Genomic DNA, 16,020 nt, shown 5'->3' on the forward strand with positions numbered 1-16,020 from the left:
GGTCAGAAGAGCGTCCTCGGGCGGACGGCGTTGGCGCGCTTGACCATCGCGTGGCGGTGCTCGGAGCCGTCGGCGAGCTTGGCGAGGACGCGGTAGGTGTCCTCCAGCCTCTTGCGGAGGGCCTGCTCGTCCAGGTCGGTGCCGAGGACCTGCTGCCGGATGCCGGGCGGGGCGGAGCCGCGGCCGGCGCGCAGCCAGCCGAGCGCGGCCTCCAGGACCTCGGCGGTGAACGCGGCGGAGCGCTCGGTGTCGAGCCGCAGCGACGCCAGCCGGCGGCCCGCCTCGATGAGCGCGGGCGCGGTCAGCTCGCCGGGGCGCCGCCCCCGGACGGTGGTGGCGACGGCGGCGAGCTGCGCGGACAGGTAGTGGCTGGAGATGTTCGGCACCGAGTCGAGGACCCGTTCGGCGGACGCCCGGTCACCGGCGGCGAGGCGGGTGCGGGCCAGCCCGAACGCGGCGCTGACGTGCGTCGGGTCGGTGCGCCAGACCGTCTCGTAGAAGTGGCCGGCGCTCTGCATGTCGCCGAGGGTCTCGTGGCAGAACGCCAGCGCCAGTTTCGGCGCCTGCTCGCCGGGCGCGAGGTCGTACAGGTCGTTGAAGACGGCGACGGCCTCGGTGCCGCGGCCGCCGGCGAGGGCGCGAGCGCCGCGGTACCAGTCGACGCGCCAGTCGTCCGGGGCCTCGGCGGCGATGTCCTCCAGGAGCCGGGCGGCGCCGTCGAGGTCGCCGAGCTCGATGCGGACGCGGACCAGCGCCAGCCGCACCTCGCGGGACGCCACCGGGGCCGAGCCGAGGGCGGCGGCGAGGTCGGCGGGGTCGCGGGCGGTGAGCCCGGCGAGGAACGCGGCGGCCGGGTCGGAGGCGTACACGAGCGGGACGGGCAGCGCCGCCGCGGCGGCCGCGGGCTCCACCCGCGCCAGGATCGGCGGGGCCGCCCCGTTCGCGGCGCTGTGCTCCAGGCCGCCGACGATCTCGGTGCCGGCCGTCTGCTGCTCCGGCCCGAAGAGCGGCGACGGGGCGGGGCGCGGGCGGCCGTCCTCGGCGGACAGGACCTCGCGCAGGACGCCGGTGAGCTGCTCGGCCATCTCGGCGGCGCTCTGGAACCGGCGGGCCGGGTCCGGGTGCGTGGCGCGGCGCAGCAGCCGGTGGTAGGACTCGTACCGCTGGAAGAGCGGCACCTCCTCGCGGGGCGGCAGGCTGCGCAGGTGCCGTCCGGTGTAGCCGCGGAACGGGAAGCTCAGCACGGCCAGCGTCCGCCCCACCGTGTACAGGTCGGACGTGATCGACGGGCCCTGCGAGCCGATCTCCGGGGCCTGGTAGCCGGGCGTGCCGAAGATGGGGCTGTCGACGTCGAAGGCGCGGCGGACGCCGCCGAGGTCGATCAGCTTCAGCTGCTCCTCGGACTGGATGGCGTTGTCCGGCTTGAAGTCGCAGTACAGCAGCCCGACGCCGTGCAGGTAGCCGAGGGCGCTCAGCACCTCCAGCCCGTAGGCGATCACCTGGCCGAGCGGGAGCGCCGCCTGCTCGCCCTGCTGCTTGCGGGTGCTGAGCAGGATGTCCTTCAGCGACCGCCCGCCGACGTACTCCATCACGATGTAGCCGGAGTCGCCGTGCCGGACGAAGTTGTAGATCTTGACGATGTTGGGGTGCTCGACCTCGGCGAGGAAGGCGCGCTCGGCGGTCGCGGCGGCGAGGGAGTCGGCGTCCCCGGTGTCGAGCAGGCCCTTCAGGACGACCCACCGCTCGCTCACGTTGTGGTCGCGGGCGAGGTACACCCAGCCGAGCCCGCCGTGCGCGAGGCAGCCGAGCACCTCGTACTGCCCGCCGATCATCTCGCCCGGCTGCAGCTTCGGGGTGAACGAGAACGGGTGCCCGCAGTTGCGGCAGAACCCCTCGGTGCGTCCCGGGCGGCCGCCGCGGCTCCGCCCGACCTTCTCGTCGCACTTGCTGCAGAAGCGCCGGTTCTCCGGCACCTCCGGGTTCTCCATGATCGCCGAGGCGGGGTCGCGGGCCGGGACGGGCGGCACCTCGACCAGCCCGGCGCCGAGCATGCCGCGCCGGGCCGAGCCGCTGGAGCCCGTGCCGCGGGTGCCGCCGCGCGACGCCGTCCGCCCGGACCCGACGCTCCGCGACCCGCCGGTCGGCGACCCGCTGCTCGACGAGCCGCCGGACGAGCCGGTCCCGCTCGGGCCGGACGAGCCGGGCGGCGCGCCGACCGGAGGCGCGGGCGGGGTGCCGGCGGGCGCCGCGGGAGCCGCCGGGGTCGTCACCGGGGCGGGGTTCGGGGGCCGGCCGTACGCGCCGGGGTAGCCGGGGGCCACGGGCGCGGCAGGACGCACGGGCGCCGCCGCCCGTGCGGGCGGCATCTGCGGTGCCGGCCCGGAGGGCGCGGGCCGGGACATCGAGTTCGCGGCGCGCTCCGCGACCGGTCCGGCAGCGGATTCCGCGGGGGGCGGAGAGGCGGCCGGGGCCATGCCGCACACGTCGCAGAAGCCGTCGGCCTCCACCTCGCCCGTGCAGCCGGGCTGGGTGCATCGGTTCATCGCCGGGTCCCCGTCTCGCTCTCGCACGCCCTGATCGCTCGCTGGTACTCCCCCACCACCATCGTCGCCCTGCGCAGGTCGCAGGGCGCCGTCCACAGCACCTCGCGGGCCTCCCCGTACAGGGCGGTGAGCCGCTCGTCCTCGGCCAGGCCGAGCCGCGCCGCCATGGCCCGGTAGGCCTCCAGCCGCCCGCGCAGCTCGCCCCTCCGGTCGAGCAGCCCGGCACTGAGACGCAGGTCACCCCTCGCCCGTTCCAGCGCCTCGTCCACGGCGCGTTCGAGTTCGGCGAAGCGGCCCGCCATCTCCACCCAGCGGCCCGCCTCGCGGAGCCGTTCGAGCGCGGCGAGCCGGTCCCGCAGCGCGGTGCCGAGGCCCCGCGACGGTTCGGGCAGGTTGGGCGAGTAGATCTTGGCGAGGGCGGTCGCGTGGGCTTCGTGGGCGCGCCGCTCCGTCTCCTCGATCTCCTCGACCGTGGCGGTGACCCGGAGCACGAGTTCCTCGTAGTCCTCGCGCATCCGGGCGACGCCGGCGAGTTCGTCGCCGAGCGAGGTCAGTATGGCGCAGACGCGGTCGAGCCGGGCGGTATCGGCATTGCCGTCCCTCACCAGCGAGAGCGGATCGGTGCGGACGATCCGGCCGAGCGCGGTCAGCTCGCGCCCGACGCGGTCGAGCTCGGGGTGCCGCGTGCCGTCCAGCGAGTGCGCAAGCCGGGCCGTGTCGCGCCACCCCTCCTCGGCCTTCTCCAGCGGCTGGAGCAGTGCCGACCAGGCGGCGTCCGCGGCGGCGATCTCGCCGGCGACGAACGCGTAGGCGTCCGACATCATCGTGACGGCCTCGTCCAGCGTGATCCGGCGCTCCTGCGGGCCGAGCAGCGTGCGGTGCTCCAGCGGGATCTCCCCGTCGGGCAGCTCCACCGAGGGGCCCGACAGCAACTCCGACAGCTCCACCAGCGTCGCCGCGTCCGGGCGGGACGACTGGCCGCGCAGCTCCCCGGCCGCGTCCAGGACCCGCTGGTAGGCGTCGAACAGCCGCCACAGCGTCGCCAGCCGTGCCTGCGCCTCCTCCCAGCGGCGCCACGTCTCGCCGGTGAGGCGGGCGCCCTTCAGCAGGCGGCTGCCCTGGTGGCGGTCCAGTTCGAGCAGGGACGCGGCGATGCGGTCGCGCTCCTCCCGGAGCTCCCTGAGGGCATGGTCGACGCCTTCACGGCTCATGGGCGCGGCGGCCCCAGCCCCGCTCTGCTCCAACGTTCGCCCCACGCTCGTGTTCTCGGGTCCCCCTGAGCATGCCCTCAATGCCGGTCTGGGAGCACGGACCGGTCCACTATCGGACGTACGCTCTCATACAAGTGTGATCCGTGACACCAACCGAGACAAGGTCCTTTCTCTCCCGGAAGACCGGCACCGCCCGGGAGTCACCACCGCCCGGCCGTACCCTGTCCGCGGGGAACCTCGTTGTCCCTGGTGACGTTACGTCAGGTAGATCGTCTACGAGAGGAGTGGTGAGTCCGCGGTGTCGGACCCCAGTCATAGACCCGGTGCCCCGTGGTGACCGCGGCACTGGGTGTGCTGGCGGTGATCCTCCTCACCGCCGCCACCGGATACTTCGTCGCCCAGGAGTTCGCGTACGTCGCCGCCGACCGCGCGACCCTGGAACAGGCCGCCGAACGCGGCGACACCTCCGCCCGCAGAGCCGTCAAGGTCATCGGCAGGCTCTCCTTCATGCTCTCGGGCGCGCAGCTCGGCATCACGATGACGACCCTGGTCGTGGGCTTCATCGCCAAACCCGCCCTCGCGGAGCTGATCGAGCCGCTGCTGAGCCTCGCGGGCATCCCGGACGGCGCCACCGGCGCGATCGCGCTCGCCACCGGCTTCGTCCTGGCGACCCTCGTCCAGATGCTGCTCGGCGAGCTCTTCCCGAAGAACCTCGCCCTGGCGCGCGCCGAGTCGCTGGCGCGGGCGCTGGCCTCGTCCACCCTCGTGTATCTGACGATCGCGGGGCCGCTGATCCGGCTGTTCGACCGCGCCGCGGAGCGGCTGCTCCGCGCGGTCGGCGTCGAACCCGTCGAGGAGCTGCACAGCGGCGCGACGCTGGAGGAGCTCGGCGACATCATCGGCAAGTCGCACAGCGCCGGGCACCTCCCCGCCGACCTGTCCGGCCTCCTCGACCGCGCCCTGTCGTTCGGCGACCTCACCGCGGACGAGGTCATGGTGCCCCGCCCGCAGGTCCGGACGCTGCCCGCCGCGGCCCCCGTCGCCGACCTGGTCGCGCTGATCCGCGAGACCGGGCACAGCGCCTATCCCGTCTACGGGCAGGAGGTCGACGACGTCGTCGGCGTCGCGGGCGTCCGCGAGGTCGCCGACGACGCGCTCGACCCGTCCACCCCGATCGGCTCCGTCGCCCGTCCCGCGCTGCTGGTGCCCGGCAGCCAGCCGCTGTACGGCGTGATCGAGCACATGCGCGACTCGGGCGAGGAGTTCGCCTGCGTCGTCGACGAGTACGGCGGCCTCGCCGGCATCCTCACCTTCGAGGACGTCGCCGAGGAGCTCGTCGGGGAGATCTCCGACGAGACCGACGGGCCGCAGGACGCGCCGACGTCCCGCCCGGACGGGTCCTGGCTGGTCGACGCCGGCATGCGCATCGACGAGGTCGGCCGCCTCACCGGGCTCGACCTGCCCGAGGGCGACGCCTACGACACCCTCGGCGGCCTCGTCATGGCGGAGCTGCGCCGGCTGCCGTCCACCGGCGACCGGCTCACCGTCGGGCTGGACGCCGGATCCGTCGAGCTGGAGGTCGTCAGCGTGGCCCGCCGGGTCGCCGAGAAGATCCTGATCCGCACCGCGGACGTCCCGGCCGGGGAGGCCGCGTGGACCCCCTGACCTCGCTGCTCGTCACCGTCCTGCTGCTGCTCGGCAACGGGTTCTTCGTCGCGGCCGAGTTCGCCCTCGTCGCGGCCAACCGTCCCCAGCTGGAGCGCGCCGCCGCGAAGGGCAGCCGCCCCGCCGTCGCCGCCGTCGCGGGCGTCCGCGAGCTGTCGCTCATGCTCGCCGGCGCGCAGTTCGGCATCACCATGTGCTCGCTCGGCCTCGCGATCGTCACCGAGCCCGCGTTCGAGCACTTCCTGGAGCCGCCGCTGCACGCGGCCGGCGTCCCCGAGGCGGGCGTGAAGGCCATCGCGCTCGGCACCGCGCTCGCCGTCGTGACGTTCCTGCACATGGTCGTCGGCGAGATGGCGCCGAAGTCGTGGGCGATCTCGCACCCGGAGCGGTCGGCGCTGCTGCTGGCCCTGCCGTTCCGCGGGTTCGCGAAGGTGTCCCGCCCGATCCTGTCGGCGCTGAACGCGACCACCAACGCGCTCCTGCGGCTGGTCCGCGTCACACCGAAGGACGAACTGGACAACCACACCGACCCGGCGCGGCTCAACCACCTCGTCGGCGAGTCCCGCCGCCTCGGCCTCATCGGGCGGCACGACCACGAGCTGCTCCGCCGCGCGATCTCGGCGCGGGAGGCCACCGTCGGGCACCTCGTCGTGCCCGCGACGTCCGTCAGCACGATCGGCGCGGACGCCACCGCCGCGCAGATCCGCCGGACCGCCACCGCCAGCGGCCACAGCCGGCTGCTGGTCCGCGACCCGGACGGCGCGATGACGGGCATCGTCCACGTCCGGGCGGCCATCACCGACCCCGGCGACCGCACCGCAGGCGAGCTGGCTCACCCGGCCCCCGTCCTCACGGCGGAGACGACCGTCCTGGACGCGGTCAGCCGCATGCGCCGGGGCCGCGCCCAGCTCGCCGTGGTGGACGACGGCCGGGGCGAGTTCGCCGGCATCGTCACGCTGGACGACCTCCTCGCGGAGCTGCTGGCCACCAACCCGCACTGACACAGCCCGCGCACCTGCGACGGCACCGCAGGTGTCGAGATGCTGCAACGGACTTTCGGGTCCATCGTGGACGCATGAACGGACACCGGCTCCTGCACTGGATCCGCCCGCACTCCCACGAGGCGGCCGACAAGGTGGACTCGGCGATGGAGGCGAACGCCCGGGGGATGCGCGCCCTGTGGATCTCCCTGGCCGGCCTCGGCGCGACCACGGCGCTCCAGGCCGTCGTGGTCGCCTTCACCGGCTCGGTGGCGCTGCTGGGCGACACCCTCCACAACGCCGCCGACGCGCTGACGGCCGTCCCGCTGGGCATCGCGTTCGTCCTCGGCCGCCGGCCGCCGTCCCGCCGCTACACCTACGGGTACGGCCGCGCGGAGGACCTCGCAGGGGTGATCATCGTCCTGGCCATCGCCGCGTCATGCGTCGCCGCCGGGTACGCCGCCGTCCAGCGCCTGGCCCATCCACAGCCTGTGGACCACGTCGCCGCCGTGGCCGCCGCCGCCCTGGTCGGCTTCGTCGGCAACGAACTGGTGGCGCGCTACCGCATCCGCGTCGGCCACCGCATCGGCTCCGCCGCGCTGGTCGCCGACGGCATGCACGCCCGCACGGACGGCTTCGCGTCCCTCGCGGTCCTGCTGGGCGCCGCAGGCGTCGCCCTGGGCGCCCCGTGGGCGGACCCGGTCGTGGGCCTGTTGATCACCGTCGCGATCCTGACCGTCCTCGGCCAAACAGCCAGAGACGTCTGGCGCCGCCTGTTGGACGCCGTGGACCCGTCGCTGGTCGACCGCGCCGAGCAGGCCCTCGCCTCGACGCCGGGCGTCCTCGCCGTCGGCGACGTCCGGCTCCGCTGGATCGGCCACAGCCTCCGCGCCGAGTGCGACGTCGTCGTCGACCCCGCCTCCACCGTCGTCCACGCCCACCGCATCGCCGCCGAGGCCGAGCACAGCCTCCTGCACGCCCTCCCCCGCCTCACCGGCGCCGCCGTCCACCCCGACCCCGAACCCCGCCCGGGTGAAGACCATCACGCCGTCCTGGCGGGCCACCGCTGATCGCTTACCTGTGAGACGTTAGTCCCGAGCAGAAGGGGAACATACTGGCCCCGGGCGGTAGATGTGGGACGGACAGCACCGTGAAGCAACCTTCGGAAACCAACGGGCCGGACGAGGAAGACACCGAGCCCGGATACATCCCGGACTCCGAACTCCCCACCGTCAGCGTCCCCCTCCCCACCGAGGACGACCCCGCCTCCGACACCCCCACCAACGACGCACCGGCCGAGGCCCCCTCGGACGACGAGGAGCCCCCGGCCACTGACGACGCGCCGGAGCCGGCCGCTGCTGGCGACACCGGCCCGCTCCCCGAAGCCAACGGCGACGAGCCCACGCCCAGTGACGAAGCACCGGACAAGGTCCCTCTGGACGCCACCTTCCCGCCCACCACAGCGACGACAGGCGACGCCGAGTCCCCGACCGGCGCCACCACGCCAGACGCTGCCGGCGACACCGATCCGGCCGCCGAAGGCGGGGCGGGCGAGGAGGAGGGCGGGGAGGATCTCGCCGGCTCGGAGAGTGTGGGTGGGGAGGCCGGCGACGGGGGGCTCGATGTTCGGGCGGGGTTGGAGACCGTGCCGGTGGAGGTCGGGGAGCCTACGCCGCCCATGGGGACGGACTCCGCGGGTGAGTGGCGGGAGCTCGTCGAGAGCGTTTACGGGCCGCTGAGCGAGTTCTACGAGCGGATCGATGCGCGGCTTCGGGAGGTGCCCGAGGACGTTCCGCCGGTGGGGTGGGCGCCGCAGGTGGCGGCGCTGCGGGCGTTGCGGGACGGGGAGGTCGCGGGGAACTGGGAGGTGCTGGCCCGGTTCCTGGTGTCGCCCGGGTCCGTGGAGGACGCGGAGGAGCTGCGGCTCGTCGAGGTGGACGCGGGGGACGAGGCGCAGGCCGTCTGGGACGCGGTCAAGGAGCTCGCCGGCCGGGACGAGCGGGCGCTGCTGATCGCCCCCACTCCGGAGAAGGCCGCTGAGCTGCTGCGGAGCATGGAGGACGACCCCGAGGTCTTCTCGCTGCTGATCGAGACGCAGCCGCAGACGGCGGAGGCCGGGTCGGTGCGGACGCAGGCCATGCCTCCGGTGGAGGAGCCGCCGCCGCTGCGGGAGCCCGGGTCCAACGGGACGATCGAGTTCAAGCCTGTGGTGCCCGGCGAGGCCGCCGTGACCAGGGCCGAACCGCTGCCGGTGCCGGTGGAGCCCGCGCCGGCCGTGGAGCCGGAGGAGGGGCCGTCGGCGCCGGAGACGCGGGTGCGGTCGGCGGCGTTGCGGCCGGTCGGGGAGGCGTGGCGGCTGTCGTGGCAGACGGAGGCGCGGCTGCTGCAGCGCGGGCTGATGTGGCTGGAGCAGTGGCCCCGGGACGCGGCGGCGCTGAAGGCCGTCCAGGCGGAGAACCTGCGGCGGTCCGAGCAGCTGAAGGTCGAGCGGGCGGGCCTGGCGGAGGCGATCGAGGAGTCGCGGAACGCGGCGGGCGCGGCGGAGCAGGCCGCGGACGAGGCGGAGGCCGAGGCGCGCCGGCTCGCCGGCGTCGAGGAGGAGGCCGAGGCGGAGCTGGTGGGGCCGCGGGAGGAGGCGGAGCGGCTGCAGCGGGCCGCGGACGAGGCGGCCGCCGAGGCGAACGCGCTGACCCGGACGGCCGACGCCTCCTACGCGCGGTGCGTGCAGATGGACGAGCGGGCCAAGACGGCGCAGGCGGAGCTGCAGGCGGCGCGGCAGGCGGAGGCGTCCCTGACCGACGAGCTGGCGCGGGCGCGGGAGGCGCTGCCGGGCGCGGCGGAGGAGGCCCACCGGCTGACGGCGGCGGACGCCGACGCCGCGGCGGAAGGGCACGCCGCGTACTACCGGCTGGTGTCGGCCGAGTCGGCGCTGGCGGCGGTGCGCCGGAAGATGTCGCTCGGGCAGCGCCTGCACGTGGCGTCGCCGCCGTCGGAGCTGCGGGGGCTGCGCGCCGAGGTGAAGACCCGGACGCGGGAGGCGGACGAGGCGGCGAAGCGTGCGCGGGAGGCCAAGGAGGCGGCGGATCACGCGGAGCGGGTCCGGCGCGGGCTGGCGTCGTTCGTGTCGGAGGGCGGGGCGCGGCTGAAGGCGGCGCAGGAGGCGCAGGAGAGGCTCGGGACGGAGCTGACGTGGCTCGCGGCCGAGCGGGAGAAGGTCGGGGCCGAGCACCGGGAGCATGCGCGGCTGGCGTCGGAGTCGGTGGAGCGCGCGACCGAGGCGGGGCTGCGGGCGCGGGCGGCGCACCAGGCGGCGCAGGTGATCCAGGACCGGGTGAACGCGGCGCGGGCGTCCCGCGCGGAGGCGCTGGCGGCGGCGGAACGGGCCCGGTCGGCGGCGGCGGCCGCCACGGCGCGGGAGGCGGAGCTGACGGCGGCGCTGGAGCGCCACGACGAAGAGGCCGCGCGGGAGCTGGCCGCCCGGGAAGCGGAATTGGAGACGGTGCAGGCGACGGAGGCGCGGACGCGGGAGAACGTCGTGGAGATCTGCGGCGCCGACCCGGCCGAGGACCCGGAGGTCGTCCCCACGCACCAGCGGCGCGCGATGGCCCGGATCGAGGAGCTGACCGGCTACCTGGAGGGCGGCCGGGCGGTGGGCGGCGACGTCCTGCTCCGCACCGCCGACCTGGTCGTCGGGACGCCGGCGGGCGCCGCCCTCACCGCCCCCGGCCACGAGTTCGACGCGTTGATCGCCGCGGACGCGGGGGCGCTGACGGACGGCGAGTTCCTGGTCGGTGCCGTCCGGACGCACCGATGGATCCTGGTGGGGGCGGCCGGTTCGCGCCCGCCGGGCTACCGGGAGTACGCGGACGAGCCGTCCGGGCGCCTGGAGCAGAGCCCGTTCGAGCGGGCCGCGAGCGCCGCCCCGGGACTGCTCGGCTAGTCGTCGTCCTTGTCCGGGACGAGGACGTGCAGCAGCCAGCCGACGACGCCGACGACGATCGCGCCCCAGAAGGCGGGCCAGAACCCGGAGACGTGGAACGGCAGGTCCAGTTCCTGGGCCAGCTCGCTCGTCAGCCACAGCAGCAGCGCGTTCACGACAAGCCCGATCAGGCCGAGCGTGAGGACGTAGAAGGCGCAGCCGAGCGTCTTGATGAGGGGCTTGAGGATGGCGTTGACCAGGCCGAAGATGACCGCGACCGCGAGCAGGGTGACGATCCGGCGGCCGGTCGTCTGGTCGCCGAGGGTGATGCCGTCGATCACGACGGTGGAGACCCAGAGGGCGACCGCGGTGATCGCGACCTTGAGAAGAATACGCACACCACGATCATGCTGGCCGGGGTCCGCCCGCGTCATCCCTCCCCTTGGCGATTCTCGCGGACGGCGGCGTCATCTCCGCGGACTACCGCGGACTACTCGGCGCGGTCGAAGAACGGGGAGGTCGCGGGGATCCGCGAGCGGTTGCCGGCGGGCGGCTGTCCGGCGACGCGCACGCCCTGCACGGCGGGCTCGCGCGGCGGCGGCGGGGCCTGCCGCGGGCCCGACTGCTTGACGCGGGCGAGTTCGCGCTGGAGGCGGCGCTTCTCCATCTCCAGGGTGGTCAGCGACTCCTCGTGCTCCTCGCGGAGGTCGCGCAGGTCGCGGCGGTCGCGGATGCGCCGGGCCGCACCCATGAAGGTGAGCATCAGCCCGGAGAAGAGGACGAGGGCGACGGCCGCGCCGGCGAGGAACACCTGCCACTCGTTCTCCAGTGCGGGCACCGTCTGGCCGAGGAGGACGAGGTTCGCCGGGTCGGAGTTGTCCAGGACGACGCCGACTCCGACGGCGATGGCGGCGGCGACCAGGAGAAAACCGAGGAACACCATGAGCAGAAACTCCTCTGCAGTGACTCCGGAGGGGGTGCGGAGGGTCCCCACGATGCCAGACTGCAACTCGATCTTGTCGGATTCGTCAGATAAATACGTTTTGTCCCCGCCGGGTCACCGCAGGTGGTGGCGGGGGTTCCGTCCCGATCGCTCCGGGTAGTGACGGGACGTCCGCACCTGAGAACCCGTGGAGGGCCCATGTCCGTGCAGGCGATCGTCTTCGACCTGGACGGCGTCCTGATCGACTCCGAGCCCGTGTGGGAGGAGGTGCGGTACGGCTACGTCACCGAGCGCGGCGGGCGCTGGCTGCCCGACACCCAGGAACGGCTCATGGGCATGAGCACCGAGGAGTGGGCGGACTACATCGCCACCGACCTCGTCGACGGCGTGACGGCCGAGGAGGTCGCCTACGAGGTCGTCGACCGGATGACGCAGCGGTACGAGGCGGGGCCGCCGGTGCTGCCGGGCGCCGAGGCCGCCGTCCGCCGGCTGGCCGAGCACCGTCCGCTGGGGCTCGCCAGCTCGTCCCCGCGCGCGCTGATCGACCTGGTCCTCGGCAAGCTCGGCGTGGAGAGCCTGTTCCGCGCGACCGTGTCGACCGAGGAGGTCGAGAGCGGCAAGCCCGCGCCGGACGGGTACCTCGCCGTGGCCGCACGGCTCGACGTGCCCGCCGGCAGCTGCGTCGCGATCGAGGACTCGGGCAACGGCATCCGGTCCGCGCACGCCGCCGGGATGACGGTGATCGCGATCCCGCGTCCGGCGCATCCGCCCGCGCCCGACGCGCTCGCGCTGGCCGCGCACGTCGCCGAGGACCTCGACGAGCTGACGCCGGAGCTCGTGGACGTTGTCCACAGGTGAGGTTTCGGCGGACGGGTGTCGCGGGCGGTTCATAGTATGGCCCGGTGACTTCGCCTGAGACCCCGGAGACCCTCGACGCCCTGCGGCGCGTGTTCGGCTACGACACGTTCCGCGACGGCCAGCGGGAGATCATCGAGCATGTGGTCGCCGGCGGGGACGCCCTCGTCCTGATGCCGACCGGCGGCGGGAAGTCGCTGTGCTACCAGATCCCGGCGCTCGTCCGGAAGGGCACCGGCATCGTCATCTCCCCGCTCATCGCCCTCATGAAAGACCAGGTGGACGCGCTGCGCACCGCCGGCGTCCAGGCGGGCTTCCTCAACTCCACGCAGGACCTCGACGAGAGGCGGGTCGTCGAGGCGCAGTTCGTCGCGGGCGAGCTCGACCTGCTGTACTTGGCGCCCGAGCGGCTGAAGCTCGCCTCGACCATCGAGCTGCTCGACCGGGGCGACGTCTCGCTCTTCGCGATCGACGAGGCGCACTGCGTGTCCCAGTGGGGGCACGACTTCCGTCCCGACTACCTGATGCTGTCCGGCCTGCACGAACGCTGGCCGGACGTCCCGCGCATCGCCCTCACCGCGACCGCCACCGAGGCGACCCGCCGCGAGATCGCGTCCCGGCTCCAGCTCGAGCAGGCCAAGCATTTCGTCGCGAGCTTCGACCGTCCGAACATCCAGTACCGGATCGAGCCGAAGACCGACCCCAAACGCCAGCTGCTCCGCCTGCTCCAGAACGAGCACAAGGGCGACGCGGGGATCGTCTACTGCCTGTCCCGCAACTCGGTGGAGAAGCACGCGGCCTTCCTCAGCGAGAACGGCATCGAGGCCCTCCCGTACCACGCGGGCCTGGACTCCGAGACCCGCGCCGCGAACCAGGCGCGCTTCCTCCGGGAGGACGGCCTCGTCATCGTCGCGACCATCGCGTTCGGCATGGGGATCGACAAGCCCGATGTCCGGTTCGTCGCGCACCTCGACCTGCCGAAGTCCGTCGAGGGCTACTACCAGGAGACGGGCCGCGCCGGGCGCGACGGCCTGCCGTCCACCGCCTGGCTCGCCTACGGCCTCCAGGACGTCGTCAACCTGCGCAAGATGATCGACGGCGGCGAGGGCGACGCCGCCCACCGCCGCCGCCAGAGCATGCACCTCGACTCCATGCTCGCCCTCTGCGAGACGGTCGAGTGCCGCCGCGTCCAGCTGCTGAACTACTTCGGCCAGTCCGGAGAACCCTGCGGCAACTGCGACACGTGCCTGACGCCGCCCGAGACGTGGGACGCGACCATCTCCGCCCAGAAGGTGCTGTCGGTGATCGTCCGCCTCGACCGGGAACGGCGCCAGAAGTTCGGTGCCGGCCACATCGTCGACATCCTCCTCGGCAAGAAGAACGCCAAGGTCATCCAGTTCGACCACGACGCGCTGAAGTCCTTCGGCATTGGCACCGAACTGCGCGACGTCGAGTGGCGCGGCGTCATCCGCCAGCTCCTCGCGCAGGGGCTCGTCGCCGTGGAGAGCAACCACGGGACCCTCGTCCTGACCGACACCAGCGCCGAGGTCCTGCGCGGGCAGCGCCAGGTGATGATGCGCCGCGAACCGGAACGTCCCACCGCGAAGGCGGCGAAGACCGCCAAGGCGGCCAGGACCCCGGTCGAGCTGCCCGCCGAGGCGGCCCCGGTCTTCGAACGCCTCCGCTCCTGGCGCGCCGCCACCGCGAAGGAGCAGGGCGTCCCCGCCTACGTCATCTTCCACGACGCCACACTGCGCGATATAGCCATCGCCCTCCCCACCACCCTCGCCGAGCTGGGCCGGGTCAACGGCGTCGGCGAGAACAAGCTCGCCAAGTACGGCGACCAGGTCCTGGAGACCCTCGCCACCACCGACTGACCCACCGGCACCGGGGGAGGGTTCAGAGGGTGATCTCTTTGGCGGCGCGGTGGCCTGATTCGGCGGCGCCGTCTATGTAGCCGGCCCAGCGGGTCGCGGTCTCGGTGCCCGCCCAGTGCAAAGGCCCTACCGGGCGGCGGAGGGCGGAGCCGAAGCGGGTCAAGGTTCCGGGGGTGGCGAAGGCGCCGTAGCAGCCGCGCGAGTACTCCTCGTCGGCCCAGTCCCGCTCGATGTAGGCGACGGGCTCCTTCGCCCGCGGGCCGAAGTAGCCGGTGAGGTCGGCGAGAACCTGGGCGCGGCGCTCTTCGGCGGTCAGCCGGGCGGCGATGTCGGCGTGCCGTCCCTCCAGGAATCCGACGATCACTCCCGGCGAGCCGCTCTCCGGCGTGTTGTCGAAGGTGATGCCGAACGGGCGCCGGTCGCTGGTGACCTGGCCGCTGAGGCCGTCCGCGCGCCAGAACGGCTCGTCGTAGACGACGTTCACCTTGATGACGCGGCCCATCGGCATGCGCTGGACGAGTTGGTCGCGGTCGCCCGGCAGGCCCGGGGTGTAGCGGATCCGGGCGGCGAGCGGCGGCGGGACGGCGATGATCGCGCGGCGCGCCCGGACCTCCCGCGAGGGCGTGCGGAGCGTGACGGCGTCGTCCGTCCATTCGATGTCGGTGACCGGCGAGCCCAGCACGACATGGTCGCCCAGCTCCTCGGCGAGGGCCAGGGCGATCCGCTGCGAGCCGCCGCAGACGCGGTCCTGCTGGGCGCCCCCGGCCGTCTCGATCAGCGGGTCCAGGCCGCCGGCGGACGCCATGTAGAAGCCCGCCCACAGCGCCGACATGTCCGCGGGCTCGGCGGAGAAGACCGCCTGGGTGATCAGCCGCATGAACCCGCGGCCGCCGCTGGTGTGCAGGTTGCGGCGCAGCCACGTCTCGAACGTCTGGTCGTCCAGCCTGGCCGCGTGCCGGGCGGTCCACGGCGCGTCCGGCGGGATGCCGCGCACCATGCGGGCGATGCGCAGCTGGCCCTGCGCGATGTCGGCGAGCGTCGCGGGCGACAGGCGCGGGATGCGGCCCGCGTACTCGCGGCGGACACGCCCGAGCTCGGCGATGTGGCGCCCCTCGTCGTAGGTCGGGTACGTCGCCAGGCCGAGTTCCTCGATCAGGGCGAGCACCCGGTCCTGTCCGGGGCCGACCCACTGGCCGCCGATCTCGATGGGGTCGCCGCCGGGCAGCTCGGCGTTCAGCGTCCGCCCGCCGACCCGGTCGCGGGCCTCCAGGACGACCACGTCGTGGCCGACCCGCCAGAGGTCACGGGCGGCCACCAGCCCGGCGACCCCGGCTCCGACGATCGCGATGTCCGCCATGATCCCTCCCATACGCGACGTATAACACATACGCCATGTATGTGTTATACATGGCGCATGGAGGAGCGGGTCAAGAGCCGGCGGGAGCGGTACGCGGAGAGCACCCGGGCGGCGCTCCTCGACACCGGGCGCCGGTTCTTCGCCGAACGGGGCTTCGGCGGCGTGTCGGCGGAGGAGCTGGTCCGCGCCGCCGGACTGACCCGCGGGGCCCTCTACCACCACTTCGCCGGCAAGCAAGGGCTGTTCGAGGCCGTCTTCGAGGACCTGGAGGCCGAGGCGGCGGAGCGCGTCACCGCCGCCATGGCCCGCGAGGGCGCCCCGCGGGCGCGGGCGACCGCCGGCACCCGCGCCTTCCTGGAGATCTGCTCCGACCCCGCCTACCGGGAGATCGTCCTGCTCCAGGGCCCCATCGCGCTCGGCTGGGAGCGCTGGCGCGAGCTCGACCAGCGGTACCTCGGGACGATCCTCACCGGCGTCCTGGCCGCGCTCCTCGGCGACTCCGGCCCGCATCCCCTCGGCCTGACCGCCGCCGCGTTCTACGGCGCGCTGACCGAACTGGCCCTCGCCGTGACGAGCGCGGACGACCAGGCGCTGGCCCGGGAACAGGCCCTCCGACTCGTCGGCGCCATGCTCGACGGCGTTCGGTGAACTCTCAGGGTTCTCCCAGGAA

At 74.0% G+C, this 16,020-nt stretch carries 12 protein-coding genes; 7 read left to right on the forward strand and 5 right to left on the reverse strand.

What is annotated here, in order from left to right:
- Positions 1-2: 2 nt before the first annotated feature.
- Positions 3-2,543, reverse strand: coding sequence for a tetratricopeptide repeat protein (locus ABGB11_RS19695; RefSeq protein WP_347634788.1), 2,541 nt, complete (start codon positions 2,541-2,543; stop codon positions 3-5).
- Positions 2,540-3,754, reverse strand: coding sequence for a hypothetical protein (locus ABGB11_RS19700; RefSeq protein ID WP_347634790.1), 1,215 nt, complete (start codon positions 3,752-3,754; stop codon positions 2,540-2,542). The genes ABGB11_RS19695 and ABGB11_RS19700 overlap by 4 nt, the downstream gene beginning before the upstream one ends.
- 333 nt (positions 3,755-4,087) lie before the next feature.
- Between ABGB11_RS19700 and ABGB11_RS19705 the strand changes: the two genes are divergently transcribed.
- The 4 genes from ABGB11_RS19705 to ABGB11_RS19720 all read left to right on the forward strand — a co-directional run bounded on the left by ABGB11_RS19705 (position 4,088) and on the right by ABGB11_RS19720 (position 10,339).
- Positions 4,088-5,419, forward strand: coding sequence for a hemolysin family protein (locus tag ABGB11_RS19705; RefSeq protein ID WP_347634792.1), 1,332 nt, complete (start codon positions 4,088-4,090; stop codon positions 5,417-5,419).
- The gene (locus tag ABGB11_RS19710) at positions 5,407-6,420 is read left to right on the forward strand and encodes a hemolysin family protein (protein ID WP_347634794.1); all 1,014 of its coding nucleotides are present in this window, start codon (positions 5,407-5,409) and stop codon (positions 6,418-6,420) included. Before ABGB11_RS19705 ends, ABGB11_RS19710 begins: the two co-directional genes overlap by 13 nt.
- A gap of 74 nt (positions 6,421-6,494) precedes the next feature.
- Complete coding sequence (locus ABGB11_RS19715; RefSeq protein WP_347634796.1) at positions 6,495-7,469, forward strand: cation diffusion facilitator family transporter; 975 nt, start codon at positions 6,495-6,497, stop codon at positions 7,467-7,469.
- An 80-nt stretch (positions 7,470-7,549) separates the two neighbouring features.
- Positions 7,550-10,339 carry a hypothetical protein gene (locus ABGB11_RS19720; RefSeq protein WP_347634798.1) on the forward strand — a complete coding sequence of 930 codons (2,790 nt, stop codon included), beginning with the start codon at positions 7,550-7,552 and terminating at the stop codon, positions 10,337-10,339.
- Here ABGB11_RS19720 and ABGB11_RS19725 read toward each other — a convergent pair.
- Positions 10,336-10,716 carry a phage holin family protein gene (locus tag ABGB11_RS19725; protein WP_347634800.1) on the reverse strand — a complete coding sequence of 127 codons (381 nt, stop codon included), beginning with the start codon at positions 10,714-10,716 and terminating at the stop codon, positions 10,336-10,338. The genes ABGB11_RS19720 and ABGB11_RS19725 overlap by 4 nt on opposite strands.
- A 92-nt stretch (positions 10,717-10,808) precedes the next feature.
- Positions 10,809-11,261: a hypothetical protein gene (locus ABGB11_RS19730; protein ID WP_347634802.1), complete on the reverse strand. Its 453-nt coding sequence runs from the start codon at positions 11,259-11,261 to the stop codon at positions 10,809-10,811.
- A gap of 198 nt (positions 11,262-11,459) precedes the next feature.
- Between ABGB11_RS19730 and ABGB11_RS19735 the strand changes: the two genes are divergently transcribed.
- Both ABGB11_RS19735 and recQ read left to right on the forward strand, forming a co-directional pair.
- Positions 11,460-12,119, forward strand: a complete 660-nt coding sequence (locus tag ABGB11_RS19735; protein ID WP_347634804.1) for an HAD family phosphatase — start codon at positions 11,460-11,462, stop codon at positions 12,117-12,119.
- 44 nt (positions 12,120-12,163) lie between these two features.
- Positions 12,164-13,993: a DNA helicase RecQ gene (gene recQ, locus ABGB11_RS19740; protein ID WP_347634806.1), complete on the forward strand. Its 1,830-nt coding sequence runs from the start codon at positions 12,164-12,166 to the stop codon at positions 13,991-13,993.
- Positions 13,994-14,015: 22 nt separating this feature from the next.
- Here the strand turns inward: recQ and ABGB11_RS19745 are convergent, their stop codons facing one another.
- The gene (locus ABGB11_RS19745; protein ID WP_347634808.1) at positions 14,016-15,350 is read right to left on the reverse strand and encodes a flavin monoamine oxidase family protein; all 1,335 of its coding nucleotides are present in this window, start codon (positions 15,348-15,350) and stop codon (positions 14,016-14,018) included.
- A 57-nt stretch (positions 15,351-15,407) separates the two neighbouring features.
- Between ABGB11_RS19745 and ABGB11_RS19750 the strand changes: the two genes are divergently transcribed.
- Entirely contained in the window at positions 15,408-15,998 is a 591-nt protein-coding gene (locus tag ABGB11_RS19750; protein ID WP_347634810.1) for a helix-turn-helix domain-containing protein, read from the forward strand.
- Positions 15,999-16,020: the final 22 nt, after the last annotated feature.

The organism is Actinomadura sp. B10D3 (genome assembly GCF_039871695.1).
Classification (GTDB): domain Bacteria; phylum Actinomycetota; class Actinomycetes; order Streptosporangiales; family Streptosporangiaceae; genus Spirillospora; species Spirillospora madurae.